Raw genomic sequence first — 25,120 nt, forward strand, 5'->3', positions numbered from 1 at the left:
CGCCGACCAACGTCGTCGTCTAGCCTGCACGCGTGCCCAACTACGGGAGCCAGGCGATGTGGGGCGACCTCGAGCGCGTGCTCGTTCGACCGCCCCTGCCCGCTGACACGGATCACATCGCGCGGTATGGCTGGCGCGGTGTGCCAGACCACATTGCAGCCGCTGCCGAGCACGAGGAGCTTCGAGCGCTGCTCGAGGCGGCCGGCGCCGAGGTGATCGTCTCCGACCATGACCCGGGCAATCCCGATGCGATCTACGTCTATGACCCGGTGCTCGTCGGCGACGATGGCGCGGCGCTTCTCCGCCCGGGGAAGGACTGGCGCCTGGGCGAGCCGGCCGGAATCGGCGAGAGCCTCGAAGCCGCCGGCATCCCTGTCGCATCGACAATGGCCGCCCCCGCAACGGTCGAGGGAGGAGACACCGTCTGGCTCGATCACGACACGCTCCTCGTCGGTCATGGCTATCGCACGGGCACTGCGGGGATCGCGGCGCTTCGCGAAGCGTTCCCCGGCGTCGAGGTAATCGTTTTCGACCTGCCGCACTGGGTCGGCGCATCCGAGGTCATGCACCTGATGTCGCTGATCTCCCCGCTCGACCGCGATCTCGCGCTCGTATATCCGCGCGTTGCGCCGGTTCGGTTGATGGAGCTGATGGCCGAGCGCGGCATCGAGGTCGTCGAGGTGCCTGACGAGGAGTTCGAATCCATGGGCTCGAACGTCCTCGCTCTCGGGCCGCGGCGTGCGCTCGCGCTCGAGGGGAACGACGTGACCCGACACCGCATGGAGCAGGCGGGAGTCGACGTCGTCACCTACCGGGGCGATCACATCTCGCGGCTCGGCGACGGTGGCCCAACCTGTCTCACGCGGCCACTGCTCCGTCGCCAGTAGCGCCGGCACGCTACGGATCGAAGGTCAGCTGCCGGAACTCGGACAGACCGGAGACGCCGACGCCGACGAGTCGGAGCGCTCCCGGCCGATCGCGAAGCCCCCGATCGAGGAGCGAGCAGGCGAGCTCCGCTATGCGGTCGGCCTCGTCGATCGGCGCGGCGAGCGTCGTCGAGCGGCTCCTGATGGAGAAGTCGGAGTACCGCAGCTTGGTCGTCACGGTTCGTGCCGACAGACGGCGCTGCACGAGCGCGTCGGCAACGGCGGCGGCCATCAGGCGGATCTCCGTATACAGGAGCGCTCTGTCCGAGATGTCCCGCTCAAACGTCTCCTCGGTCGAGATCGAAATCCGCTCGGTCTCCTCGTCGAGATCGCGCGGATCGATCCCGAGCGCGCGGTCGCGCAACAGCGGCCCGATCGTGCCGGGGAGAACGACCCGTAGCTCGGTTTCTCCCAGACCGGCGAGATCGCCGATCGTCTTCACTCCTGCGGCCCCAAGCCGCTGCTCCGCCTTCGGCCCGACACCCGGCAGGGCGCGCACCGGGAACGGAGCGAGGAAGCGCGCCTCCTTGCCCGGTGGCACGACCGTGATCCCACCCGGCTTGCGCCGGTCCGAGGCGACCTTGCAGACGACCTTCGACGTCGAGACGCCGAGCGAGCAGGAGAGCGACGTTGCCGCCCGCACGGAGGTCTGCACCGCCTCGGCGACCGCTCGTGCCCCGCGGAACGAAGGCACCACCGTGCCGAGGTCGAGGTAGCCCTCGTCGATCCCCACCTGTTCGACGCGCGGCACGACCTCGAGGATCGCGTCCCAGACGGCACGCGAGTACTGCTTGTACAGGGCATGCCGAGGGCGGACGAACACGACGTCGGGGCAGCGGCGGAGCGCCTCGGCCGAGCTCATCGCGGAGCGGACGCCGAACTCTCGGGCCACGTAGTTCGCCGTTGCGACGACTCCCCGGCCCTGCGGGTTCCCGCCGACGACGAGTGGCTTCGTGCGGAGCGTCGGATCCTCCAGCTCCTCGACGGCGGCGAAGAAGGCGTCGAGATCGAGGTGGGCGAGAATCGGCACATCCCGAAAGCTACGGTTCGGCCGTGGTCACCGCGCTACCACCACCCCCTGTGATCGAACAGCCCGTCTCCAACCAGATGTCGTTCGGAGTCGTCTCCGGTAGGGCCGCGGCCGGAACGACGCGGGTGATCGTGCGCGTCGGGCCGCGTGTCGTAGCCGACAAGCCCCTCCGGCAGCGACCCTTCCAGCTCCGCATCCAGCTGCCGACAGGTGAGTCGACTGTGCAGATCGTCATGGTGTCGGCCGCCGGCCGCCGCAGCAGCGTCATCGTGCCACGCGTCATCGGCGCCTCGCCCGCGCTGCCGCGGCCACACGCTCCGCGGAACGACCCGTTGCTCTCGCGCGAGATCCGCAGGCTCACGCAGTCGTTCGCGGGGACGAGCGCCGTTTACATCGAGAACCTTGCGACGGGGGCCGGGGCCTCGTGGAATGCCAGAGCCACGTTCCCGGCGGCTTCCTCGATCAAGCTTGCGATCGCCGTCACGGCTCTCGCGCGAACCGACGGCACACCGGCCGCCGGTTCCACGCTCGACCGGCTGCTGCGCCAGATGCTGACGTTCTCGGACAACGCGGCCGCGAATGCGACCGAACGGTACTTCGGCGGTTCGACATCCGGGGGCTCCGCTCTCGTGAACTCGCTGATGCGCTCGATCGGGCTCGTGGACACCGAGATGTACGGCGGCTACACGCTCGACTCGTTCGGTTCCCCGCCGAGGGCACTCGCCGGCCCGATTCCCCTCCGGGTCGACAGCCAGCCTTCGTGGGGCTACGGGAAGAAGACGAGCGCCTACGACCTGGCCGCACTGTTGCGTGCCGTGTGGCTCGCTGGCGGCGGGAAGGGCCCACTGCGCACGGCCGAGCCCGGGTTCTCTGCGACCGATGCCCGCTACCTCCTCTATCTCCTCGCGCACGTGCGAGACCCGGGCAAGCTCGACCGTGAGGTGGGCCGTATCCCGGGCGTGCGCGTGCTGCACAAGGCGGGCTGGATCAACGATGCGCGCCACGACAACGGCATCGTGTTCTGGAGCGGCGGCGCATACGTGGTTTCCGTGATGACCTACCGTGCGGCGGGTGTCGGCGTCTCCTCAGATGTCCTTGCTGGACGAGTTGCCTCCGCGGCCCTCCGTCGCTTTCGCGGCTAGGCCGTCCGACCGGCGAAGAGAAAGGGCGCCCGCAAGCGGGCGCCCGATTGCCTGCAGTCATGCCCTCGGAGTGCGCGACTGCAAGATGGGGTCCGGCCCCGGGAGGCGAAAACGCGGGATCCGGGCTCCATCAAGTGAGACTCCGACGTCCGCGCGACGGTTTGTACGCGTTCCGTAAGGTTCCGCCCCTTCGGGATCGAGTGGGAATAACGGTATACTTTCTGTAGTTAGTACTGGTATGACCGACAATCCAGTGGATGCCAAGGAGCGTGAACCGTCTGTGAGCAAGTTGCTGCTCGTCCCCCTCGACGACATCGTCGTCTTCCCGAACATGACCGTGACCCTGACGATCGATGTCGGGGACGAAGAGCGGGTGCTGCTCGTCCCGAAGCACGACGGCGAGTACGCCAAGGTCGGAACAGTGGCCGAGGTGACGGACCGCGTCCGGTTGCCCGGCGGCGACACGGCCGTGGCTCTCAACGGGCTTCATCGCGCGATCGCCGGCGCCGCCGAGTCGGATGCGCAGGGGCGCCTCTTCGTCGAGGCAGAGGAGCACGACGTCGACGACACGCCGACGGGTGAGGGGTTCCGCACGCTCGAGACCGAGTATCGCGCCGTGGTCGAGGAGATTCTCGAGCTCCGCGGGGATGACGGGCGCATCGCGTCATTCGTCCGCTCGATCTCCGATCCCGGTGCGCTCGCCGATACCTCCGGCTACTCTCCCGACCTCACGTTCGAGCAGAAGGTCGAGATCCTCGAGGCGGTTGACGTTGCGGAGCGCCTCGCGCTCGCCCTTGCGTTCCAGCGCGAGCGTCTGGCGCTGATGCAGATCCGACGGCGGATCCGTGAGGACGTCAATACCGGGATGGAGAAGCAGCAGCGCGAGTTCATCCTGCGCAAGCAGCTCGACTCGATCCGCAAGGAGCTCGGCGAGGACGAGACGTCCGTGGTCGAGGAGTTCCGGTCGAAGATCGCCGAGTCGGCGATGCCCGACGAGGTACGCGAGCAGGCCGAGCGGGAGCTCGCCCGCTTCGAGCGCATGGGGGAGAGCTCGCCAGAAGCGCAGACGATCCGGAGCTACGTCGACTGGCTACTCGCCGTGCCGTGGGGTGTCCGCTCGGAAGAGCGGCTCGACCCGCAGGCCAGCCGTGAGGTGCTCGATGCCGACCACGCCGGCCTCGAGGACGTCAAGGATCGCATCGTCGAGTACATCGCAGTCCGCAAGTTGCGGCAGGAGCGCGGGATCGAGGTAGACAAGCGCTCGGGCGCGATTCTCACTCTCATCGGTCCCCCCGGTACGGGCAAGACCTCGATCGGGGAGTCGATCGCGCGCTCGCTGAACCGTGAGTTCGTCCGTATGTCGCTCGGCGGGATTCGCGATGAGGCCGAGATTCGCGGCCATCGCCGCACCTACATCGGGGCACTTCCGGGACGGCTCGTTCGTGCCCTGCGCGATGCCAAGACTATGAACCCGGTGATCCTCCTCGACGAGGTCGACAAGGTCGGCGCCGACTGGCGTGGAGACCCTTCCGCTGCACTCCTCGAGGTGCTCGACCCGGCGCAGAACTCCACGTTCCGCGACCACTACCTCGATGTCGAGGTCGATCTCTCCGACGTGATCTTTATTGCGACCGCGAACCAGGCGGACACGATCCCCGGCCCGCTGCTCGACCGCATGGAGGTCATTCGCTTCGACGGCTACACGACCGACGAGAAGGTCGCGATCGCAACGGACTACCTCTGGCCCAGGCAGCGGGAACGCAACGGCCTCCGGGAGGAAGAGGTGACCCCGGCGGACGGCGTCCTCGAGTCGATCGTCTCTGAGTACACACGCGAGGCGGGTGTGCGTCAGCTCGAGCGCGAGCTCGGCAAGGTGCTGCGCAAGACGGCAACACGCATCGCCTCTGATCTGGCCGAGGTGCCAGTCACGGTCGACCTCGACGTCGTCCGTGATGCACTCGGGCGCCAGCGGTTCTTCCGGGAAGCGGCTGAGCGAACGGCGGTCCCCGGCGTCGCGACCGGATTGGCCGTCACAGGGATGGGTGGTGACGTCCTCTTCGTCGAGGCAACCAGCATCCCGAGCGGAGAGAAGCTCGTCCTCACCGGCCAGCTCGGTGACGTGATGAAGGAGTCGGCGCAGATCGCTCTCTCGGCGGTTCGTGCCAGGGCCGTGGATTACGGGCTCGATGACGACATCTTCGAGAACCGCTCCTTCCATGTGCACGTGCCTGCTGGTGCCACCCCGAAGGACGGCCCGAGCGCGGGGATCACCATGGCAACGGCCTTCGCATCGTTGCTCACGGGCCGGCCCGTCAGACACACGGTCGGGATGACCGGCGAGGTCACGCTTCAGGGTCGCGTGCTTCCGATTGGCGGCCTGAAGCAGAAGGTGCTCGCGGCGCACGCCGCGGGACTCACCGACGTGATCATCCCCGAGCGCAACAGGGCGGACATCGACGATGTTCCGGAGCATGTTCGCGCGGAGATGACGTTCCATCCCGTGATGGCACTGTCCGAGGTGCTCGAGCTCGCCCTGGAGCCGGTTGTCCAGCCGCATGATGTCGCGGTGTAGGCACTGCCAGCCCGTCCCCGAGGAGGTCCGCCAGGCGGCGGTCCTCCTCGAGGGGCGCTGGACAGTCGCGATCCTCTGGGCCTCGTACGAGGGTGCGTCGCGGTTCAACGAGTTCAAGCAGGCGGTGGGCGAGATCCCTCCGCGCACGCTCGCCCTGCGCCTCACCGAGCTCGAGGGGGCCGGCGTGCTCGAGCGTCGGGTCGTTGATGCCCGGCCGCCGCGCGTCGAGTACACGCTGACGGCCGAGGGCCACAGGCTGCAGGCCGTGGTCGACGCACTCGTGCACTTCGCGGGTGGGGGGCACGCGGTGGAAGAGCGTACCGCGAACCTCTCCACCTGATGCTTTCTGCGCGGTTTGCGGGATCCTGACGGGGTCCGGCCCGCCGGCCAACACAACGAGGGTCGCAGCACTTGCAGGGACGAGCGAAGATGCCTCTATACCTCGAACGAGTGTTTGCCGATACGGATGCCATGGAAGTCGAGGCAGCGACACAATCACGGCTGATCGGCGCGATCCTCGTCGAGCACGGCCTGATCACGCGTGAGCAACTCCATCGTGCTCTCGAGCTACAACAGGAGACGGGGGAGCGGCTCGGAGAGATCGTTGTCGCCGAGTTCAACGTCACGAGAATCGAGCTCGCAAGCCTCATCGCGGAGCAGTGGGCAGCACTCGAGGGCAATCCGCCCGGGGGAACCTTCAAGCCTGTCTCCAAGTTGCGCGTTGTTGCGGCCCCACAGGACGACACCTCCGCGGATCGTCGGCCGATCGGCCAGATCTTCCTCGAGCTCGGCTTCATCAACCAGGAGCAGCTCGACGCCGCTCTGGAACGACAGCGCACGACGGGTGAGCGGATCGGCGAGGTGCTCGTCGAACAGGGAAGCCTGACGCGTCTTGATCTTGCAAGCGCTCTTGCCGAGCAGTGGACATCACTCGAAAAGCTTCGACCCCCCTCACCCGCCGGGAAGGCGCAAGGCCCAACTCTCGCCGATGATGATGGAGCCGCTCCCGAGACGAACGACGCGGCCATCGACCCGCGAACGTTGCGCGCATACGAGGATCGACTCGCCGCGATCGAGGAGTCGATGCCCCCGGCGATGCCCGGTGCCGCTGAACTCGAGGTGAGCCTCGCCGAGCTCCGTGCGTCCCTCTCTTCGCTCGAGGCACGAGTAAAAGAGCTTTCGCGGGAGCGCCTCACCTCGGAGGATCTCTCAATCGCCGCGGACGCCCTCGAAACGAGGATCACCGCGCTCGAGGGCGGTGACGCATCGGATGCCCTTGCCAACCTCAGGCTGGAACTCGACGACCTCCGATCCCAACCGAACCTCGTCGCAGCCGTTGCGGAGCTACGCGCGATGGTAGAGCGTCTCGAGGATCAGCCTGCAACACTCGGGCAGATCGAGGGGCTCGCGAGTGAGGTCGCCGCGCTCGGCGTTCGGCTCGACGGTCTGTTGACTAGCAGTGATCTCGAGACCCGGGTCGAGGCTGCTGCCATCCAGGCGGAAGCAGCTGGGAACGAGGCCCGTCGGCTCTCGGTGCAGATCGAAGCGCTTTCCGGCCTGGAGCACCGGCTCGACGAGATCGTCGGGCGCGTGCCTTCGGAAGGAGCAATCGATGGTCTCGTGGAGCAGTTTCGCAGCGAGCTAGCCGTGATCTCAGCCGGACGGAGTGAGAGCGTCGGGGAGGGGAGCGCGGCGCTCATCGCATCGATCGCATCACGAGTCGATCTGTTGTCCGCGCGCCTCGACGATCTCGTGTCGAAGGTCGAACCCGATCTCCAGCCGTCGCTCGATGCTCTCGCCGAGCGGATCGAGGCTACCGAGGCGTCGTCCGCTACCGAGGCGCGAGGCCTCGGGGAAAGAATCGCCTCGCTCGAGAATTCGGCGCGAGAGGGCGGCGGCGTGCTCGAACGAATCACAGCGGATCTCGAAGAACTCGACTCTCGCACGCGAGAGTATTTCGATGACCTCGACAAGCGACCGACCGATCCGGCTCCTCTCGAGGCGGCACACCACCGGCTGGACGATCTTGCCGAGTTCGTCGCGCAGCTGCCGACCACGGGATCCTTCGAGGACATCGATGCGCGGATATCGGCTCTCACCACTCAGCAGGACGCAATAGCACCGCTCGAGAGCAGGGTTTGCGAGCTCGAAGCCAGGCTCGGCACCATTGGCTCGACAGCGGACCTGCGAGACGAGATCCGACAGGTCGTCGAGAGCACCGCTGCCGAACGGGCCTCGCTCGAAGAGGCGCTCATGGCCCGGGTCGAGGAGATCGCATCGTCCGAGGCCCCGAGGCAGGAGCTCGCAGAGCTTCGGGCGCGCGTCGATCAGGTCGCCCTGATGCCGAGCGAGGACGATGCCGTTCGACAGAGGGTGGAGGCTCTCGCGTCGCGTCTCGACGCGCTCGGAGGACTCGAGACGTCGATTGACGATGTGCGAGAGCTCATTCTCGGTGTTGACGCAGCACAGGCTGCCATCTCGCAGTCGGGCGAGGCCCGGTTCGCCGGCCTCGAGGTCGCTCTTGAAGAGTCGAACCGGCGGGCGCGGATCGAGACACTGAATGAGTTCGAGGCGTCGATCGCGAATGTACGCGAATCGATAGCTGAGGCCGAGGGCCTCCGCGTTGCGGATGCGCTTGCGTCGGGGTCTCGGCTCGCGGGCGTCGAGCGGGCGCTCGGTGCCCTTGCCACGCAGGAGGCGGTCGACGGAGCGCTCGCCGACCTCCGTGGTGAGATCAACACTCTGGCCGCCGCCCCGATAACGGAGCAGCTCGATGAGAGGATTGCGGAGCTCGCGGCCCGGATCGACCGGATTGCATCTGACGCCGCTGACAGCGTTGTCGGCGTCGCCAAAGACCTCACGATCCGCATCGACAGAAACGCGGCAGAGGTCGGCACGCGTGTGGATGATCTCGCGGATAACCTCGCTGGTCTCGTCGACCAGCAAGCGCTGGACGCGGCTGCGGCCAGGCATGTCGAGTGGGTCCGATCCGAACTCGCCACGCTTGCGGCAGCGGGCGACGAACGTGCCGCCTGCCTGGAGGACAGTCTCGAAGCGATCGATCTCGCGCGTCGCAAGTCCGAGACGGCACTCAACGCTCAGGTCGACACGGCCGTTGCGTCCATCTGGTCGGCGCTCCGTGAGCGCCAACTCGCGCTCGATCCGCAGCTCGAGGCTCAATCGGCGGAACTGGCAGCACTCCGCGCACAGGTCGCCGAGCTCCACGAGGATCGGTCGGCCCGCGCAGGGCTCGAGGTTCGCTTCGAGGGAAGGATCACGTCTGAGATTGCTGCCGCGCGTGCGTTTGCGGAGGACGAGATCGCCGTCGCCCGCAGCGACCTGGGTGAGCTCGGTGCTCGAATCGACGAACTACTCGGGCTTCGAACTACGGACCTTGAGGCGGCGCGAGCCGTCGAAGAACGGGTTGTCGAGCAGGTCGGTGCCCTCGCGGCGCGCATCGAGGATGAGCAAGGGATGACACGCTCGGCTACGACCGAGCTGGCGCTCGAGCTGGGACGTCTCGCCGAGTCCCTGAGCGCGGGTGTCGAGGCCGTTCGTGTTGCCGGTGAGCAGGCAGGCATCCAGCTGAACGAGCTTCAGGCGGCGCGCGCGGAGGACGCTGCCGCTGCCGCACATGCCGGCGGCGAGCTCGTTGGGCGCCTCGATGAGCTCGAGGTGCGATCGTCTGCGTCCGTGGCCGAGGTCGAACTGCGGTTGCGAGCCGATCTCGATGCCGTGGCCTCTCGTCTCGAGGAGCTCGACGGAGCCAACATCGAGGCTCGGGACGAGTTGCGTAGTGAGCTCGAGCGACTTGCAGCGTCGATGGGGTGGCGTCTCGAGCGGATCGAGGAGTCGCTTGCCGCGGACGAGGGCACCGCGCTACGTGCGACGGTCGACAGGCTGGATCGTCAACTCGAGGCGCAGTCTGCGCTCGGCGAGGAACAGGCGCGGGCGACCGAGCGTGCGCTCCGCAAGGGGCTGGCGTCTCTTGGCGAACGTCTCATCGACAGCGAGTCCGCGTACGTCCAAGCGGGAAACACGCTTCGGCGTTCGATCGAGCGACTCGGCGCTGCGGTGGTGGAGGCCGACGCGCGAATGGCAGACCAGATCCCGGTGTCGCCGCTCGACGGCTGCGTTGCTTTCGCGCCAACGGACGACGGCTATCGCCTGATCGAACTCGAGGGCGAGCGGCCCGAGGTTGGAGCAACGGTCGAGGTGGATGTCTGCGATGTGCCCCTCGTTGTCACGCGGTACGGACGCTCGCCCCTCCCGTTCGACGGACGACCCTGCGCCTACCTCGACCGCGGCTGAGCCTCCACACGGCGTACAGTCGTTCGGGGATCCTCCCGGCCACCTTCTCATCAGATCGTTCCTCCGGGCGCGAAGGACACACGCCGCTTTCGACGAAGGACGGTGATCCATGGGTTGGCGGCGTGACGAGGTGTGGTTCGAGGTCGATGTGCTCTGGTTCCGCGAGCAGCCGCGGCAGCCGTTTGCTGCGATCGCGCTGGAGCTGCCGGCGCTTCCGTCGTTCTCTTCGCCTGCTGAAACAGGGCTCGACGGCTCGCGGCGGCGAAGGATGGAGGCGCAGGCAGTACGTAAGCGCCGGCTCGCGACCCGCACGGTCCCCGCGGTTGCTCTCGTTCTCGGGTCGGCCTCGATGTTGTCGTTCGCGGCCCTTCGGCCCGCCAGCGCGGGCCAGCGCACCGGGCTCCTGCAAGAGGATCCCCCGAGCCAGACGTTTCGCTTCGGGCTCGCCAGCCTCGAGGTCGCGGACGTGCCTGCTCCACCCGTCGTCCCGCCGGCACAGAAGCTCGTATCGCGTGAGGCCGTGTACGAGCCCGTCGACTGGCACACCGCCACGTCGGTCGGTCTTCCGTACTCCGGCCGCCTGGTCGACGGGACGCAACTTCCCCATGCGGGCGCCGACTGGGTCACGTGGAACCCGAACACGGACAGCGTCCCGAACCTGCGCCACCGGCTCTACGGCAACGAGCGCACGATCCGCGCAATCCTCTCCGTCGTCGGCGCCTACCGAAATGCCAATCCCGACGCGCCTCGTGTCGTCATCGGCGACATCAGCCTCCGAGACGGCGGGAGGATGGATCAACACGTTTCACACCAGAACGGCCTCGACGTCGACGTCTACTACCCCCGCCTCGACCGGTATCTGAGCGCCCCGATCACGACGAGTCAGGTCGACCGAGCACTGACCCAGGATCTCCTCGACCGGTTCGTCGCGGTCGGTGCGCAGGTGATCTTCGTCGGCTTCGGTACGGGGCTGCACGGGCCGAGCGGCGTCGTTGTGCCGTACCCGAACCACGAAAACCATATGCACGTGCGGTTCTCGTAGCCGCGCCAGCCCGGCACCGAAGCCAAGATCTTCGCACTCGCCCTCGGTGGCGGAATCGTGATCGATGCAACGATCATTCGCGGTGTTCTCGCGCCTTCCGCCGTCGCCATTCTCGGCCGCTGGAACCGGTGGCTCCCGCCCTCTGCCGCGAGCATCCTCCGCGTCGAGCCGTCGCGGTTCCAACACCGCGTCCGACACCCTGTGAGAGGAGTGCGATCCCTCACAGGGTGTCGGACTGGATTGGCCTACGCCGCTCGAGCGACGGGCGGGTCGGGAGCCGCTTCGGGCGTTTCGGCACCTCCTCGGAGTACGGGTGCTAGCAGCACTGTGTAGCCCGTGGAGACCTGCGAAGCTGTGGTCGACGATCGCACGAGACGCTGCTTCGCTTCGCGATGGCCAATGCGTACCCACACCAATCACTCGAATCGAAGGAGCGCGAACATGACTTCCCCGCAGAACGCCTTTCCGCTTCGCCTCACGGGCGAGCTCGATCCCGACGTCGGACGCTGGCAGTGGCTCTTCAAGTGGCTACTCGCGATCCCACACTTCATCGTTCTCTTCTTCCTCTGGATCGGCCTCGTGATCTCCACGATCGTCGCGGGCTTCGCGATCCTCTTCACGGGCCGCTACCCCCGTGGGATCTTCGACTTCAACGTTGGCGTCCTTCGCTGGACATGGCGCGTTGGCTTCTACTCCTACAGCGCTCTCGGCACGGACAAGTACCCGCCTTTCTCCCTCGCAGACGATCCGGAGTACCCGGCGAGGCTCGAGGTCGACTATCCCGAGAATCTCTCGCGTGGGCTCGTCCTCGTGAAGTGGTGGCTGCTCGCGATCCCGCAGTATCTGATCGTCGCGATCTTCACCGGCGGAGCATGGTCTGCCTGGACAGACGGCGGCGACGGCTGGCTCTACGCCTCCGGCGGCGGACTGATCGGGTTGCTCGTGTTCTTTTGCGGGCTCGCTCTCCTCTTTACGGGCCGCTACCCCCGTTCTCTGTACGACTTCGTCCTCGGCCTGAACCGCTGGGTTTTCCGCGTCGTTGCATACGCGGGCCTGATGACCGACACCTACCCACCATTTCGGCTCGACTCGGGAAGCACCGAGCCTCCCGCGGCGACGGACACCGTCACGCCAGTGTCAACGACTGCGGCACCGACCGCTCCGAAGTGACTCCTGATGAAGGCTCTTCAATAGATCTCTGGCCTTCGCACCGTTGATCCGCGTCTTCAACTCGATCGACGAAGCCGTCACGCCACGCCTGACGCACTTCCCGGCTCCAACGCAAGTTCGCGGAGGGGATAGAGGTCAAGCACCCGGTCGAGAAGCGTCAGCTCGAACATCCGTCGTACGTGAGGATCGGTCACGACGATCCGCAGGTCGATGCCCTGAGGCCCGGCTGCACGGCTGGCCCCCAGCAGAACTCCCAACATCATCGAATCGATGAAGGTTACTCCGGACATGTCCACGACGATGGCTTGCGCTCGCGAGGCGATGGCATCCGACAGGGCGTCACGAAGAATCGGAGCTTCGTTGAGGTCGGCCTCTCCACGAACCGTGATCACGATCACGCCGTCGGATTCGCCCGATTCGACACCGAGACGGTAGGCGTCGCGCGAGCCGTGAGAACAATCCATCGGTATTCCTTACCCACCGCCGCCAGGTTCAAACCACCTGCGGGCGGCGGGATCATTCTCGTTTGTGTGGCCGCTCAGCGGGGAACACCGAACAAGGCATGAGATTCCAACGTGGACAAGCGCGCGTCAGGGGCAGCGATCGGGATGCCTCTTTGGCCGAAGCGGCCGCAGACAGGGCCGCTGCAGCCCGTGATCGCGCAGAAGCAGAGCGCCTCAGAGACGAGGCGGCGGCGATGCTGACACTCGCGGCAACTGACGAACTGACGGGCGCGTGGAGCCGACGCTTCGGCCTTGACGAACTCGAAAAGACACGCGTCCGCGCACACCGGGAGGAAACGCGTCTCGTCCTCGTCTTCGTCGACGTTGACAAGCTGAAACACATCAACGACCAGCACGGACATCAAGCAGGCGACGAACTACTTGGGCTGATCGGGTACGTCGTACGCGCCCACCTACGACCTTACGATGTCGCGGTGCGTTACGGCGGCGACGAGTTCGTCTGCGGCATCCCTAACACGTCCGAGGCCGACGCTCGCGCTCGATTCGGCGAGATCGCAACAGTGCTCAAGCTCCTCGACCGCGAGCACTCAATCTCCTTCGGCGTCGCCGAAGCCGGGCTGGGAGAGAGCCTCAATCGGTTGATCATGAGAGCCGACGCCGACCTGCTTCAAGCTCGCGAATCAAGGCGATTCGCCTGAGGCGATGCCCTCGCGACGTCGAACGCGATCGCCTACTCTCTCGGCCAGCAACTCATCGTCACTGCGTGGAACGTCTCGTTCGCGATCGGGATGGTCGTCTGGGTCTTCGGATGGACGGGGGGGAAGCAGCTCGTCGGGACATCGTATATCGGCGCGAAGGAGAAGGTGGCCGAGCAGTCGGCTGCCCACAAAGCCCGGAAGGCAGAGAAGAAGGCGGCGAAGCGCCCCGACGCCGACGTCTGACGCGCACCTCCGGCAATGATGCGCGTCGGTAGCGCCCGAGAGGGCGACAAGGCGGCACGTGGCCGCGACGATAGTCGTTCCCGTGCACGGTCCGACTCGGGGTAGATTGGGTACTCGTTCGTCTACACGAGGACTATCAATGGTCGACGAATTCTCACCTCCCTCGCAGACCCCCGCGCCCGCTCTCCCGCCCCTCCCCGGGATGGCCTGGGTTCCGGGAGGCACCTTCCAGCTCGGCTCGGACGACTTCTATCCGGAGGAGGCTCCTGCCCATCCGGCGAGTGTCGACGGGTTCTGGATCGATTCGCACCCCGTCACGGCTGCCGACTTCCGGCGCTTCGTCCGCGAGACCGGTCATCGCACGCTGGCAGAGCGCTCACCCGCCGCGCACCAGTATCCCGACGCCGACCCGGAGCTTCTCGTCCCCGGATCGCTCGTGTTCCGCAAGCCGTCTGCTCCGGTCGAGCTCGAGGATGTCCGGCGGTGGTGGGAGTACGTGCCGGGAGCGATGTGGAAGCGACCCGGCGGGAAGGGTACGACGATCAACGGCCGAGATCGTCACCCCGTCACGCACGTCGCCTACGAGGACGCGGAGGCGTTCGCGGCCTGGGCGGGCAAGGAGCTGCCAACCGAGGCGGAGTGGGAGGTGGCTGCCCGAGGCGGCCTCGACCGCGCCGTCTTCACCTGGGGCGACGAGCACGAGCCGGACGCAGCGAACGTGTGGCAGGGCGCGTTCCCGTGGCAGAACCTGAAGACCGACGGATACGAGGGAACGTCACCCGTCGGCTCGTTCCCCGCCAACGGCTACGGCCTCTTCGACATGGCGGGCAACGTCTGGGAGTGGACGACCGACTGGTATGCGCCGAACCGCCCGGAGGGCCTCTCGAAGCCCTGTTGCGTACCGCGGAATCCCAGGGTCACGAGCTCGGACGCGAGCTTCGGCCCGGGCGAGACGATCCCGCGGAAGGTGATCAAGGGTGGCTCGCATCTCTGCGCGCCGAACTATTGCTTCCGCTATCGACCCTCCGCCCGACAGGCGGAAGCCGTCGACACGTCGACCTGTCACATCGGCTTCCGGTGCATCATCCGGTCGGGCTGACGGTCACTTCTCGAGCTCTTTCACGTCCCCGCGCGCGATCAGTCGCTTCACCCGACGATGCGGCTCGCGAGCACCGATCGGAGATGCGCCGACCTGCATTGTGATCGCTCCTCGATCCGTGCAGAGCCCGACTAGTCCCATGCGATGGAGTGGGCGCGCTCGTGACCAGCGCCATGCTGCTCATCCGGGGCCTGCTGCCACACTGCCACTGAGCTCGTCGTCGATGTAGGAGCGAACGATCTCTGCGAAGCTTGTCTCCCCGCGGAAGCCGAGCTCCAGGGCCCGCTGGGGATCGAAGCGGCTCGGCCAACCGGCGACCATCCTCGTGATCCTCTCGTCCGGCTCGCGACGAATCAGGCGAACCGCCGCCTCGCCGGCGACCTCCCGGAGTGCCTCGATCTGCTCCGCCACGGTCACCGAGAGTCCGGGCATCGTCAGACAGCAGCGGTTCCCGAGCGTGCGGCGATCGAGGCTCGCCGCGTGCACCAGGTAGCCCATCGCTGCCCGCGGCGATGCGACCCAGTGGCGCACGTCCTCCGACACGGGCAAGACCGCCTCGCGGCCGTGGAGCGGCTCGCGGATGATGCTCGAGAAGAAGCCGGACGCGGCTGCGTTGGGGGTGCCCGGACGAACGCAGATCGTCGGGAGTCGAATCGCGACGCCGTCGAGAAACCCGCGGCGCGAGTAGTCGGCGAGGAGCAGCTCCCCGATCGCCTTCTGGGTGCCGTAGCTCGTCAGCGGCGTCGTGGCGAACTCGTCGGGGATGGTCTCCGGGAACGGCGCCCCGAACACCGCGATCGACGACGCAAGAACGACCGTCGGTCGGTAGCCGTCGCCCACGCCACGAACGGCGTCGAGCAGGAGCCGCATCCCTTCCACGTTGACCCGGTACCCCTTCTCGAGATCGGTTTCCGCTTCGCCCGACACCACCGCGGCGAGGTGGAACACGACGTCTGGCCGGTCCGCGATGACTCGCTCGGCGACCCCGGGCAGCGAAATGTCCGCAACCGCAGCATCGACCTCGATCGCCACGGGCGGCAGCGGCAGCGGTGGCGCGACGTCGACGAGCGACAGGTGCGCGATCTCGGCTTTACCCAGCCGTCCGTCAGCCGCCAACCGTTCCCCGAGCTTGCGACCAAGCATGCCCGCTCCGCCGAGGATCAAGACCCGCACTCGATCCATCGTAGTGCCGCGGCTCAAAACGTTGCGCCAGAAACCGGTCGTGTCGGATACGGAGGCATGCGGACACGAGGAATTGCTGTGGCGGACCTGTGTCAAGAACGGAGATCTGGGCGGGTGCAACGGATGTGATTAGCCGGGATGGAGAGCACTTTCCTGGCCATACTCACATCCGTTGCACCCGCCTCGGGAGCTCGATCCCAGGAGGATAGGATCAAGCTCCCGATCATCGAAGCCACCTTCTCGCTGATGTCGTCTCCTCGCCCTTCCACACCGTCACGACTGATCAACTTCTTGTTGTCAACTTCTTGTTGCTCTGAGTCGCCGTGTTCAGGAGTGCAACCTGCTCGTCGGTTCGTGTGATGCGAAGTCCCATCCCGCTTCGGCAAGGACGTGGGCGATTTCGACGGTGCGCCTTTCGCGCGAGCTTCGCACCGCCGCCTCGACCATCGCGAGACTCAGCAGGTTCTCATGGGCGACCGTCTCCGGGGTACGGCTGGCCTGGAGTGCGTCGACGATCGCGCCAAGACCACGCGCATGACCAGTCATGCTATCCGGAGCGACGATATCGTCCACTTGGTGTGTGACTCCGGGTTCGTACGGGCCGTCAGGTCGTCTCACCGTTTCGAGCCGAAGATGATCGCTTCCGTCCCAGGCCAGTGTCCCTTGCGTTCCGCCGACGCGCCAGGCTCCGCTTTTTGAGCGGGATCTCGGGCTGTCTGCCTCGATCGTGTCCAAGCCTATGGACACCTGTTGCACCACGAACTGGTGTAACGACCTGTGTAACGATTCAGGCCGCAGGGCGCGCAGCCCTGCTGGGCGGTCGGGCACACCAACGAAGCGAAGCCCGGGCCGTAGTGGCCCGGGCTCAGTGCCGCTTGGGAGGCCGTGTTCGGATGGGCACCCCCTGTAAACGACGATCCGCGTACCGCGGTCGCCTATGTGCGAGATGGGATACCCGTTTCCGTGGTGTCGAAACGCCCCGATCGAGTGATTCGCGTCCCAGAGAGCACGTTCACCCCATGACGCTATGAGCGGGTACGGATGAAGCTGATGCGCCCCGTTGTTTCCAGTACCGCCCATTTGGCGTCCGAGAGGTGTTCGATCCCTTGGGAGCGGGCCTCTTTCTCGACGTCTTCTATCGTGAGGCGCTCTCGTGCGAGGTTGCGCTCGATGACTTTGCCATCTTGGACGACGATGATCGGCTCTCCGTCCAGGATCGGTCGCAGCCTTTTGAACCGGAACGAGAGGTACGACGTCAGGACAGACAGAAGCGAGAATGTGGCGACCGCAAGCAGGGAGCCGGTGACGGAGAGATCAGACTGGATTGCGCCTTGCGTGATCAGGTCGCCTAGGACGACGAGCAAAATGAGATCGAACGGCTGTAGTTGTGATAGCTCTCGTCGGCCGATCGCGCGCATGACGACGTAGAGGAAGATGAAGATGACAGTGCAGCGAAGGACGATATCCACGGCTGTTAGGGAAAGACGGTGAGGGAGCGGTCGATTCGGAGAAGCGGTTGCTCTCCGTCGGTGAGGGCGACGCCCTGCGAGCGGCGCTTCAGGAACTGTGCCGGGTTGACCTGGAACTGCACATACGCAACCACGGCATGGCCGGGCTGGATCGCTCCGAAGTCGAGCGCCAGTCGGCCGTCGCGGCTCGCCTCGCCGATCGGCGAGGGTTCGATGGTGTTTATCGAAAGCTCCTCCTGCCACCCTGGATCCAACACGAGCGTGGCGTGCTTGATCAGCGTCCGCGCTTCCATGCGGAACCTTCCCTGAAAGAACAAGCCTCCACGAACCCTGGTGGGCGCCGTCACCTCGAGGCCAGCGACGCGGCTCTCCGCACGATCCCGTGCTGGCTTTTCACCGAAGGCATTGGCGAGCCCAAGGCCAGCCAGGACGGCCAGGGCGAAGAGCACGCCGTACCGGAAAACGGCGCGAGGTCGCGACGCGTAGTCGCGGTGGTCGTCCTCTCGAAGACCGTCGGGCAGATCGTCCACAGTGTTCAGTTCGACCTTCCGGCTGAAAGTCCCTACTTCCATCTCCACGGCGCGTACGCTCCCTTGAGACGATCTTCACTGCACGCCATCGTTAACGAACACTGGCTGGCAGGGAAGAGTGTCTTGCCTCGGCGCACGAGCTGCTCGACTCGCTGAGCTCAGCCGGTCCCCGCTCAGAGAGCCTAAGCCCCCTGCCAGGCATCCTCCGCTCCACGCAAGCTAGTTGCGTGCCTCCGTCGCATCTGAAACATTTCGGGCGTGCCGCGTCAAGAAAGTCACCCGACCACGGCCATGTACGCACAGATGGTGGATGCGTTAGCAAAACGTGACCTCAATCTTCTCGTGGAGTTGCTGGCCGAGGATGTCGAGGTTCGAAGTTACGCCACCGCGGGCCAACTCGTCGTGGGGCGGGCGAATGTCATTGCGGCGATCGAGGCCAACAGCCACCTCGTATTCGACCCAGTCCTGCTGAAGTCCGATCACCTGGGCGACGGTTGGATGATCGTCGGGGGCAGGCTGCGACACTCACTGCCCACGGGCGGTATCGCAGACAGCGAGAAGACGATACTGGCCTGCGTAGTCGATCAGAAAGTAACGGTAAGCCTCGTATTTCGCACGGCAGCCGAAGCACGAGCCGAGCACCGCAACCGGATCGCGCACCTAGAAGAAGTTCCCTAGCCGCCATGAACGAAACGTCGTGAGCGCTGTTGGGCGGCTCGACGCCCTCGCGCCGACGCGCTCGCCCGAACTTACTCGTCGGTCGTGCGCTCTATGACGATGTGCCCGCGATCCGAGCCGAAGTGGTGTTTCGTCTCGAAGGCGGGAAGACAAGCTCCCGTCATTTGAGGTACCCGTCCTCATGTCCGTGGAGGATGTGACGAAACCACGAAACGCGCTTGGGCCGTGCGTTGCACGGCTTGGGCTCCGGAGGGACCGTTAGGCCGCTACTCGTTTGGCGTCTCCGAGGCCATGGAATCCCGGAAGCCGCAAAGCGTCAACCATGGTGCCGTGAGGCGGATCGCACCTCGGCTTCGATCCGTTGACCGCGGATCCGCTGGCAGGCTTGGAGCATTCTGTTCACGACACGCAGCTGTGCTTGCTCATCGAGATCAAAGTTCGAGAAGTCGACGAGAAGGGTGTCCACTCCGTCGTCATGGACGCAGATATCGCTGAATCGCAAGTACCTCGCAAGGGTGGAGCGGTCTTGTGGGTCAGTGAGGCAGACGCATATCATGGACACACCGTTCTGCCCATGCGATGTGAGACTGAAACGGAGTGAGGGAACGTGACCGAGGACGAGCGCCAGGTACGAGCCGCCCGAAACGAGAGCCTCTTTCGTTCCCTGAACGAGAGCCTGGAGAAGGTGCGACAAGGCGTATCCGCCGATGAGCAAACCGAATATTTCTGCGAGTGTGCCCAGCGTCGTTGCGCGACCATGGTGGCGCTTTCACCCCATGAATACGAACACGTCCGAGCAGCAGGAGACCGATTCCTGGTTGTTCCAGAGCACATGGTCCCCGCCGTGGAAAAGGCACTCGAGAAGCACACCACCTACTGGATCGTCGAGAAGCTTGGCGTCGGCAGCTATGTCGCCGACGCACTCGACCCCAGGGGCTAACCGCGCCACTCCCTGCGACCGCGGCAGTTCAGCTCCACAATTCTTCGATGGCCCGTCCCGGTTTCTGCGCCGACCGGTTTAGTTGGTTTTCGTTGTGATCTGTTCATCTGTTTTGGTCTTGCGGCCGTGTAGGGCCGGTAGGCGGCGGCGGTCTCGTTCGGGGTGTTTCCGCCGAGTGAGCGGTGCGTCCTTCACCTCCCGCCGCAGCGCCCAAGCTCCTCCCGCTCCACCGAAGTCAGACGCTCACGACGGCTGCCGTCATCAGCCTCCGCCTGCAGCACCCACACCCGCAGCGTCTCGGGGTTCAACCCGAGATCACGCGCGACCGGCGAGATCCCACGCTCCGACTCCCGCGCCACCTTCACCGCCCGCTCCCGCAACTCCGACGAATACTTCCGAGGACGACCGATGCCACCCGACTCCCTTCCCCCGGACGACCACGATCACCCACGAGATCAAGTTGGCATCAAATCCGGGACGGACCATGGCTCCTGCCCGGTCAGATCGACCGTCGTGTCGTTCGAGGTTTCGGGGCTGGTGCGTCGGGGTACATGGGTCTCACCCGATGCTCGGTGAAAGGAGCAGATATGGATGATACGACCCGCACTGAAGGTGAGCTCCGCGACGCAGGTAGTGACGCGAAGGACGCCGCGGACCGTGCCGGAGACAAGGTTGGTGACGCGGCTGAACGTGTGAAGGAGGACGCGAGCGGCGTTGGTCATAAGGTGTCGGACGCGATCGAGGACGTGATCCCCGGCGACTCCGACGGAGACGGTCACTAACGATGGCTGAGATCACGAACCCGCATGAGCTGTTCATCCACGAGCTCGGCGACATCCTGTATGTCGAGCAGCAGCTCGTGAGCAAGGCCCTCCCGGAACTGATCTCGCAGGTCACCGACAAAGAGTTCCGGGCGGCCCTGAAGCAGCATCTCAAGGAGACCCGCTCGCACGTCACGAACGTCAAGGAGGTGTTCAAGCTCTTCGGCGAGCCCGCGAAAGCGGAAGAGTGCCTTGCCTTCCAGGGGCTGACCAAGGAGCACAAGGAGATGGTCGAGGAAACCTCCGACGACCTGATCAACATGGTCGACCTTGGCGCCGCCGCGCGCACCGAGAACTACGAGATCGCCGCCTATGAAACGCTGCGACGGATGGCGAAGGCGCTCGGCAAGGACGAAGCGGTCGCGCTCCTCGACGAAAACCTCAAGCAGGAAAAGGCAGCGCTTAAGACCGTCGAGCGCATCGCAACACGCCTCAGCAAGGAGAAGGTCGCCAAGGCGGCCTGATCGTCCTCTCGGGGCGTAGCCGCCCTACCTTCCGCGGCTACGCCCCGTCGGGTACCACGTCGACGCCAACGGAGCGAGTCGATCGCGCCGCCACACGCGCAGGCGAGGTCATGCCTAACGCCAACTGGGGGGGCGCCCGGACACAGTCGCATCGGCTCGACTCGTTTCAGCGCTCGGGTGCGCCTTGAACGTCGGCGGCGCATCCTCTTCGCCTCACTGGAGTTCCCCCGCTTTCGTGGAGATGGCCACCAAATCGATCGCGTTCCATCGCGCAGCCCGCCGTTTCGCGTCGCGCGAGGCTTCGTATGGGCTGTCTAGGCTTGCGGGCTTGGGGTCAGGGCGAGGGCGGCGGCGTCCTCAGGCGCAAGCTCACGCCCAGCGGCCCAGCTCGTAGCGAGGTTTGCGGGCGCGAGCGTCTCCACGGCGCGCTCGTGCAGCGCGAGTTCGATGCCTTCGAGCTCGCTGCCGAGTGATTCGCGCAGCGCCTCGGCGGCACCGAGCAGTTGCGCTGCCGTCTCCGAATCCGTTGCCGCCCGGTTTGCGCCGAGCAACTCGAGCGCCCAGGCGAGATTCCCGAGGTCGCCGTCCGCTCGCGCGAGTTCGATGCTTTGGCGTAAGTGGCGCTCGGCGTCAGCTGTGCGATGCTCGTGTAGAGCCACCGAGCCGAGAGCGGCGAGTGTGCGCGCGGTGCCGTGCAGGTGGCTTGCGGCGGCGAGCGTCTCGTGCGCTGCTTCGAGCCGTAGCTGTGCCTGCTCGTAGTGGCCGCGCGTCAGTTCGAGATAGCCGGCGCTGAACTGAGCCATGCCCAGGAGGGGCTGATCTCCGGCGGCGGCGGCGGCCGCCTCGACTTCGTCGATGAGGAGCATCGCGCCGTCTGGATCGCCGTCGGCGATCCGGGCCCGCGCGAGCGTGAGCAGGGAATCACGGGCGAGGCTCGGGTCGCCGAGTTGTTCGCTAAGACGTCGGCTTTCTTCGGCGTAGCGCTTCATATCCAGCCAGTCACCCTGGAGCGACGCGAGCACTGAGGCTGCGTTCAGAGCGCCGATGCGCACCCGATCTTGCTTGGTGTACCGGTCGAGGACGGCGGCGAGCCAGCGGCGCCCTTCGATCAGATGCCCTCGCGCGAACCACAGCGCCCACAAGGCGTCAGCGAGCCGCGCACCGTCCTCGGGTCGGTTGTCGATGCTCCAGGCGAGCGCGGCGCGGTAATTCGGCAGGTCGTCCTCGAGGCGCTCAAACAAGGCTTGCTTGCGCTCTTCCTCAAGCGCCGAAGCGGCGGTCTCTGCGTACACGAGGAAATGCGCGGCGTGGCGCTCCCTCAATTCGCGCGCCTCAACGGAGTCCTCGAGCCTTTCCAGCGCGAATGTGCGGATCGTCTCGAGCATGAAAAAGCGGCCTCGCTCGCGCAAACGGATGAGGCTCTTGTCGACGAGCGACTGGACGAGATCGATGTCGGCATCGCAGACGTCCTCGGCTGCGTCAAGCGTCCAGCCGCCCGCGAACACCGCGAGCCGGGCAAAGAGCAACTTTTCGTCGGCGTCGAGCAGATCGTGACTCCATTCGATCGTCGCACGCAGCGTCTGCTGGCGCGCATCGACGCCGCGGCCGGCCTTGAGGAGGTCGAGCCTGCCGCCCAGCCGTTCGAGGAGCTGCGCGGGAGAGAGAGTACGCATGCGTGCAGCAGCGAGCTCGAGTGCGAGTGGCAGATGCTCGAGCCGTGCGCACAGCTCGGCCACGGCCTCGGACGGCGCGAATGCCGGATCGGTGTCGTGGGCGCGGACGAGAAAGAGCGCGACACCATCTGCGGGGCTCAGCTCTGAAAGCGGATAGGCCTGCTCGCCTGGAACCCTCAGGAGCTCCCGGCTCGTCACGAGCAGCTGCAGGTTTGGACAGCTCGCAAGGAGCGCCGGCAGCTCGCCGGCGGAGTCGATGAGGTGTTCGATGTTGTCGAGCACGAGCAGAAGCGAGCGGTCGGCGATGTGCTCAGCGAGACCCCGCTTCGCGTCGAGTTCGCGGGCGATCGTCGGCAGGACGAGCCGCGTGTCATCGAGCGAGGCAAGCGGCACCCAATAGACGCCGTCCTCGAACCGGTCCGAAGCGGCAGCAGCCGACTGCAGCGCCAGCCGCGTCTTGCCCACACCGCCCGGCCCGGTCAGCGTCAAAAGGCGCGGCTCGTCGGCGCGGAGGAGCGCTGAGATGCGCTCGAGATCGTCGGCGCGGCCGATGAACACCGTCGCCGGCACAGGCAAGTTCGTTCGATAGAGGCTGCGCAGCGGTGCGAACTCTGCGCCGCTGAACTGGTAGATGCGCTCGGCAGCCGAAAGGTCCTTGAGCCGATGTGCGCCGAGATCGCGAAGGGCTTCTGCGTCGACAAGCCCGGCTGCCGCGGAGGAGAGAAGGATCTGACCGCCGTGGCCGCAGGCAGCAATACGGGCGGCCCGGTGAACGTCGACTCCGACGTAGCCCTCGTCGGTGACGAGCGGCGTCCCGCTGTGGATCCCCATGCGCACGCGGATCGGCCCGCGGGCGAGCTCCTCGTTCGCGGCAGTAGCCGCCTCGAGCGCAGCAGCTGCGGTCGGGAAGGCAATAAAGAAAGCATCCCCCTGCGTGTCCACCTCGACTCCTCCGCGCGCGCCGAACGCCGCGCGAAGAATCCGCCGGTGCTCGGCGAGCACCGCCGCGTACGCCTCCTCGCCCAGTGCGTGGAGAAGTGTCGTCGAGCCTTCGACATCCGTGAAGAGGAAGGTCACGGTCCCGGCTGGAAGCGCGCGCTGCATCCCAAGATCATGCACGCCCAAGCCGGGCCAAGCATCGCGCCACCGAGTACAAGTCGGGAAATTCCTAATCTGTGAGAGTGCGAGAGCCTGCGTGGGGTTGTTGCCAGGGTGGTGCCGTGCTCTCCGCTTGTGACTCGATTCCCGAATGACCCGGCTTATTACCACCAATCCCGATCAGGCATTGCGCGTCGCCGATCGAATCGAGGCCGGGATGGTCTTCGTGAACGTCGTCGGTGCAAATGCAGCGGAGCTCCCGTTCGGCGGCGTCAAGCGCTCCGGCTTCGGTCGCGAGCTCGGCCGTTACGCGACCGAGGAGTTCGTGAATCGGAAGATGATCCGGGTCGGCGGGTGAATCGGATCGAATCGAGGTGCATTCCCCCGGCGAGAATCGAACTTGCGCACGCCGTCGGAAACCGCTGCCGTGTCGGCCCAATTCGTCAAAGCAGCTTAAGGTCGTCAAGAGGGGATAGTGAATCCCCTAGGCCGTAAATCTGCCGCCGATTTCCAGGGTATTCTTGCCTGGGAGTACCGCTGGAGTACGTGATCAGCGGTCATTCTTCAGAGTTCTCCGTTGTGCGGGCGGACGATACGACCTCCTCGCGACATTTCGATCACCTCGAGTGTGCGCCGTTCTCCCAATCGTCGAGCTCTTCCCCGCGGAAGAGACAGCGACGGCTACCTGGAACCCTAGAGGAGGATGGAGAAAGAAAAGCCTATTTGCAGGTATTTCTAAGGGCCGTGCTGGGATCGAACCAGCGACCTTGGGATTAAAAGCCCAGCCTCGCAGGCTGCAGCGAACTGCAACGGACGGAATCTGCCTGCAAGTAGCCGCTTTCAACACTTGAACTTACTGCAGCGAACTGCACCATGCGGAGACAGGCCGGTACGCTCACCGTACGCTCAGCAGGTGCAACACAGCGATCGGATCCGCGCTGTGTGTCGGCGGCAGTCGCTCGAGTTGCGGTTCCCACCTACACGACGATCCTCGAAAGGTGGATGCCTCCTTGAGGACCCGCCTGTTCGTTGGCGAAGCGACCCAGGCAGCCGCGCTCACCGGCCAGCAAGAGGCGGTGTCCTTAGAGAAGCTAGCGGAGTTCCGCGAAACGGACGAGGACTTCGGTAAATGTCGGATAGTTGCCATCCGCAAACAAGAGACGACACTGCTCGTCGTAGTCTGGTTCGAGGCGCGCGCGAAGCTCGTCATCTGGGAACAATGCGGGACTGTCTCGAAATGAAAGCCCCTTGGGTGGCCGATAGATCGACTCGAAGAACTCGCGACTGGTGCGGTCGTAGTCGAGTCGGATCTCCTCGTACTCCTCCGAGGCCAGCATGTTGCGGACCGCTTCCGTGCCAGCGAGCGCGAAGAGGTCGGGGTAGTGCCGTGCGTCGCGGCCGAGCGGATGCTCTTCGTCGAGAAGTCGTTGAACCTTGCCGTGGATCGCGAACAGCTTCTCGACAAACGTGCGGCGGTAATGGAGCAGGGTCATCTCGAAGCCCCGCACGTCGTCGGCCATCTCCTCGCGACCAGTCTCTACGAGGTAGGCGCCAACAAGTGATGTAAT

Annotated in this window: 23 protein-coding genes and 1 pseudogene; 15 read left to right on the top strand and 9 right to left on the bottom strand. The window is 65.7% G+C overall.

Annotation, left to right across the window (positions count from 1 at the left end; all coding sequences use genetic code 11):
• The first annotated feature begins 32 nt into the window (after positions 1-32).
• Positions 33-887: an arginine deiminase family protein gene (locus ABIR74_RS07540; RefSeq protein WP_348176662.1), complete on the top strand. Its 855-nt coding sequence runs from the start codon at positions 33-35 to the stop codon at positions 885-887.
• A gap of 10 nt (positions 888-897) precedes the next feature.
• On the opposite strand, the gene dinB is transcribed toward ABIR74_RS07540, so the two are convergent.
• Positions 898-1,956 carry a DNA polymerase IV gene (gene dinB / locus ABIR74_RS07545; RefSeq protein WP_348176664.1) on the bottom strand — a complete coding sequence of 353 codons (1,059 nt, stop codon included), beginning with the start codon at positions 1,954-1,956 and terminating at the stop codon, positions 898-900.
• 50 nt (positions 1,957-2,006) lie between these two features.
• On the opposite strand from dinB, the gene ABIR74_RS07550 reads away from it, so the two are divergent.
• From ABIR74_RS07550 to ABIR74_RS07575, 6 genes are all read left to right on the top strand, one after another.
• Complete coding sequence (locus ABIR74_RS07550; protein ID WP_348176666.1) at positions 2,007-3,098, top strand: serine hydrolase; 1,092 nt, start codon at positions 2,007-2,009, stop codon at positions 3,096-3,098.
• A gap of 280 nt (positions 3,099-3,378) precedes the next feature.
• Positions 3,379-5,670, top strand: a complete 2,292-nt coding sequence (gene lon, locus ABIR74_RS07555) for an endopeptidase La (protein WP_348176668.1) — start codon at positions 3,379-3,381, stop codon at positions 5,668-5,670.
• The gene (locus ABIR74_RS07560) at positions 5,654-6,010 is read left to right on the top strand and encodes a helix-turn-helix domain-containing protein (protein WP_348176670.1); all 357 of its coding nucleotides are present in this window, start codon (positions 5,654-5,656) and stop codon (positions 6,008-6,010) included. The genes lon and ABIR74_RS07560 overlap by 17 nt, the downstream gene beginning before the upstream one ends.
• A gap of 89 nt (positions 6,011-6,099) precedes the next feature.
• The gene (locus ABIR74_RS07565; protein WP_348176672.1) at positions 6,100-9,981 is read left to right on the top strand and encodes a hypothetical protein; all 3,882 of its coding nucleotides are present in this window, start codon (positions 6,100-6,102) and stop codon (positions 9,979-9,981) included.
• Positions 9,982-10,090: 109 nt separating this feature from the next.
• On the top strand, positions 10,091-11,023 hold the full coding sequence (locus ABIR74_RS07570; RefSeq protein WP_348176674.1) for a penicillin-insensitive murein endopeptidase: 933 nt from the start codon (positions 10,091-10,093) through the stop codon (positions 11,021-11,023).
• 441 nt (positions 11,024-11,464) lie between these two features.
• Complete coding sequence (locus tag ABIR74_RS07575; RefSeq protein ID WP_348176676.1) at positions 11,465-12,193, top strand: DUF4389 domain-containing protein; 729 nt, start codon at positions 11,465-11,467, stop codon at positions 12,191-12,193.
• A 77-nt stretch (positions 12,194-12,270) separates the two neighbouring features.
• Here the strand turns inward: ABIR74_RS07575 and ABIR74_RS07580 are convergent, their stop codons facing one another.
• Complete coding sequence (locus ABIR74_RS07580; protein WP_348176678.1) at positions 12,271-12,657, bottom strand: STAS domain-containing protein; 387 nt, start codon at positions 12,655-12,657, stop codon at positions 12,271-12,273.
• A gap of 152 nt (positions 12,658-12,809) precedes the next feature.
• Between ABIR74_RS07580 and ABIR74_RS07585 the strand changes: the two genes are divergently transcribed.
• The 3 genes from ABIR74_RS07585 (at position 12,810) to ABIR74_RS07595 (ending at position 14,697) form a co-directional block, all read left to right on the top strand.
• Positions 12,810-13,355 (top strand): GGDEF domain-containing protein, encoded by a 546-nt coding sequence (locus tag ABIR74_RS07585; protein WP_348176680.1) that lies wholly within the window; start codon positions 12,810-12,812, stop codon positions 13,353-13,355.
• Between the two features lie 90 nt (positions 13,356-13,445).
• Positions 13,446-13,598, top strand: a complete 153-nt coding sequence (locus ABIR74_RS07590; RefSeq protein ID WP_348176682.1) for a hypothetical protein — start codon at positions 13,446-13,448, stop codon at positions 13,596-13,598.
• 202 nt (positions 13,599-13,800) lie between these two features.
• Positions 13,801-14,697 (top strand): formylglycine-generating enzyme family protein, encoded by an 897-nt coding sequence (locus tag ABIR74_RS07595; protein WP_348176704.1) that lies wholly within the window; start codon positions 13,801-13,803, stop codon positions 14,695-14,697.
• A 180-nt stretch (positions 14,698-14,877) separates the two neighbouring features.
• Here the strand turns inward: ABIR74_RS07595 and denD are convergent, their stop codons facing one another.
• The 4 genes from denD to ABIR74_RS07615 form a co-directional block, all read right to left on the bottom strand.
• Positions 14,878-15,870 (bottom strand): D-erythronate dehydrogenase, encoded by a 993-nt coding sequence (denD, locus tag ABIR74_RS07600; RefSeq protein ID WP_348176684.1) that lies wholly within the window; start codon positions 15,868-15,870, stop codon positions 14,878-14,880.
• Positions 15,871-16,206: 336 nt separating this feature from the next.
• Positions 16,207-16,425, bottom strand: coding sequence for a hypothetical protein (locus ABIR74_RS07605; RefSeq protein WP_348176686.1), 219 nt, complete (start codon positions 16,423-16,425; stop codon positions 16,207-16,209).
• Between the two features lie 479 nt (positions 16,426-16,904).
• A complete protein-coding gene (locus ABIR74_RS07610; RefSeq protein WP_348176688.1) occupies positions 16,905-17,348 on the bottom strand; it encodes a YetF domain-containing protein in 444 nt (147 codons plus the stop codon).
• 5 nt (positions 17,349-17,353) lie between these two features.
• On the bottom strand, positions 17,354-17,920 hold the full coding sequence (locus ABIR74_RS07615) for a hypothetical protein (protein WP_348176690.1): 567 nt from the start codon (positions 17,918-17,920) through the stop codon (positions 17,354-17,356).
• 216 nt (positions 17,921-18,136) lie between these two features.
• Here ABIR74_RS07615 and ABIR74_RS07620 point away from each other — a divergent pair, with 216 nt between their 5' ends.
• Positions 18,137-18,556, top strand: a complete 420-nt coding sequence (locus ABIR74_RS07620) for a hypothetical protein (protein WP_348176692.1) — start codon at positions 18,137-18,139, stop codon at positions 18,554-18,556.
• A gap of 607 nt (positions 18,557-19,163) precedes the next feature.
• Positions 19,164-19,496, top strand: a complete 333-nt coding sequence (locus ABIR74_RS07625; RefSeq protein WP_348176694.1) for a hypothetical protein — start codon at positions 19,164-19,166, stop codon at positions 19,494-19,496.
• Between the two features lie 191 nt (positions 19,497-19,687).
• Here ABIR74_RS07625 and ABIR74_RS07630 read toward each other — a convergent pair whose 3' ends face one another.
• Positions 19,688-19,906, bottom strand: coding sequence for a transposase (locus ABIR74_RS07630; RefSeq protein WP_348176706.1), 219 nt, complete (start codon positions 19,904-19,906; stop codon positions 19,688-19,690).
• A 177-nt stretch (positions 19,907-20,083) separates the two neighbouring features.
• Between ABIR74_RS07630 and ABIR74_RS07635 the strand changes: the two genes are divergently transcribed.
• A complete protein-coding gene (locus ABIR74_RS07635; RefSeq protein ID WP_348176696.1) occupies positions 20,084-20,278 on the top strand; it encodes a hypothetical protein in 195 nt (64 codons plus the stop codon).
• A 2-nt stretch (positions 20,279-20,280) separates the two neighbouring features.
• A complete protein-coding gene (locus tag ABIR74_RS07640; protein WP_348176698.1) occupies positions 20,281-20,781 on the top strand; it encodes a DUF892 family protein in 501 nt (166 codons plus the stop codon).
• Between the two features lie 314 nt (positions 20,782-21,095).
• On the opposite strand, the gene ABIR74_RS07645 is transcribed toward ABIR74_RS07640, so the two are convergent.
• Positions 21,096-23,558: an adenylate/guanylate cyclase domain-containing protein gene (locus ABIR74_RS07645; RefSeq protein WP_348176700.1), complete on the bottom strand. Its 2,463-nt coding sequence runs from the start codon at positions 23,556-23,558 to the stop codon at positions 21,096-21,098.
• A gap of 148 nt (positions 23,559-23,706) precedes the next feature.
• Here ABIR74_RS07645 and ABIR74_RS07650 point away from each other — a divergent pair.
• A pseudogene (locus tag ABIR74_RS07650) lies at positions 23,707-23,910 on the top strand (aldehyde dehydrogenase family protein); the annotation flags it as partial.
• A 733-nt stretch (positions 23,911-24,643) separates the two neighbouring features.
• Here ABIR74_RS07650 and ABIR74_RS07655 read toward each other — a convergent pair.
• A partial coding sequence (locus tag ABIR74_RS07655) for a nucleotidyl transferase AbiEii/AbiGii toxin family protein (RefSeq protein ID WP_348176702.1) occupies positions 24,644-25,120 on the bottom strand: 477 nt, incomplete at its 5' end.

Source organism: Gaiella sp., from assembly GCF_039915195.1.
Lineage (GTDB): Bacteria > Actinomycetota > Thermoleophilia > Gaiellales > Gaiellaceae > Gaiella.

Bases quoted from the DNA above. Each gene is read 5' to 3' on its own strand.
- ABIR74_RS07560 (WP_348176670.1), top strand. From the start codon at position 5,654: ATGATGTCGCGGTGTAGGCACTGCCAGCCCGTCCCCGAGGAGGTCCGC.
- ABIR74_RS07565 (WP_348176672.1), top strand. From the start codon at position 6,100: ATGCCTCTATACCTCGAACGAGTGTTTGCCGATACGGATGCCATGGAA.
- ABIR74_RS07570 (WP_348176674.1), top strand. From the start codon at position 10,091: ATGGGTTGGCGGCGTGACGAGGTGTGGTTCGAGGTCGATGTGCTCTGG.
- ABIR74_RS07575 (WP_348176676.1), top strand. From the start codon at position 11,465: ATGACTTCCCCGCAGAACGCCTTTCCGCTTCGCCTCACGGGCGAGCTC.
- ABIR74_RS07580 (WP_348176678.1), bottom strand. From the start codon at position 12,657: ATGGATTGTTCTCACGGCTCGCGCGACGCCTACCGTCTCGGTGTCGAA.
- ABIR74_RS07590 (WP_348176682.1), top strand. From the start codon at position 13,446: ATGGTCGTCTGGGTCTTCGGATGGACGGGGGGGAAGCAGCTCGTCGGG.
- ABIR74_RS07595 (WP_348176704.1), top strand. From the start codon at position 13,801: ATGGCCTGGGTTCCGGGAGGCACCTTCCAGCTCGGCTCGGACGACTTC.
- ABIR74_RS07605 (WP_348176686.1), bottom strand. From the start codon at position 16,425: ATGACTGGTCATGCGCGTGGTCTTGGCGCGATCGTCGACGCACTCCAG.
- ABIR74_RS07615 (WP_348176690.1), bottom strand. From the start codon at position 17,920: ATGGAAGTAGGGACTTTCAGCCGGAAGGTCGAACTGAACACTGTGGAC.
- ABIR74_RS07635 (WP_348176696.1), top strand. From the start codon at position 20,084: ATGGATGATACGACCCGCACTGAAGGTGAGCTCCGCGACGCAGGTAGT.
- ABIR74_RS07640 (WP_348176698.1), top strand. From the start codon at position 20,281: ATGGCTGAGATCACGAACCCGCATGAGCTGTTCATCCACGAGCTCGGC.
- ABIR74_RS07645 (WP_348176700.1), bottom strand. From the start codon at position 23,558: ATGCAGCGCGCGCTTCCAGCCGGGACCGTGACCTTCCTCTTCACGGAT.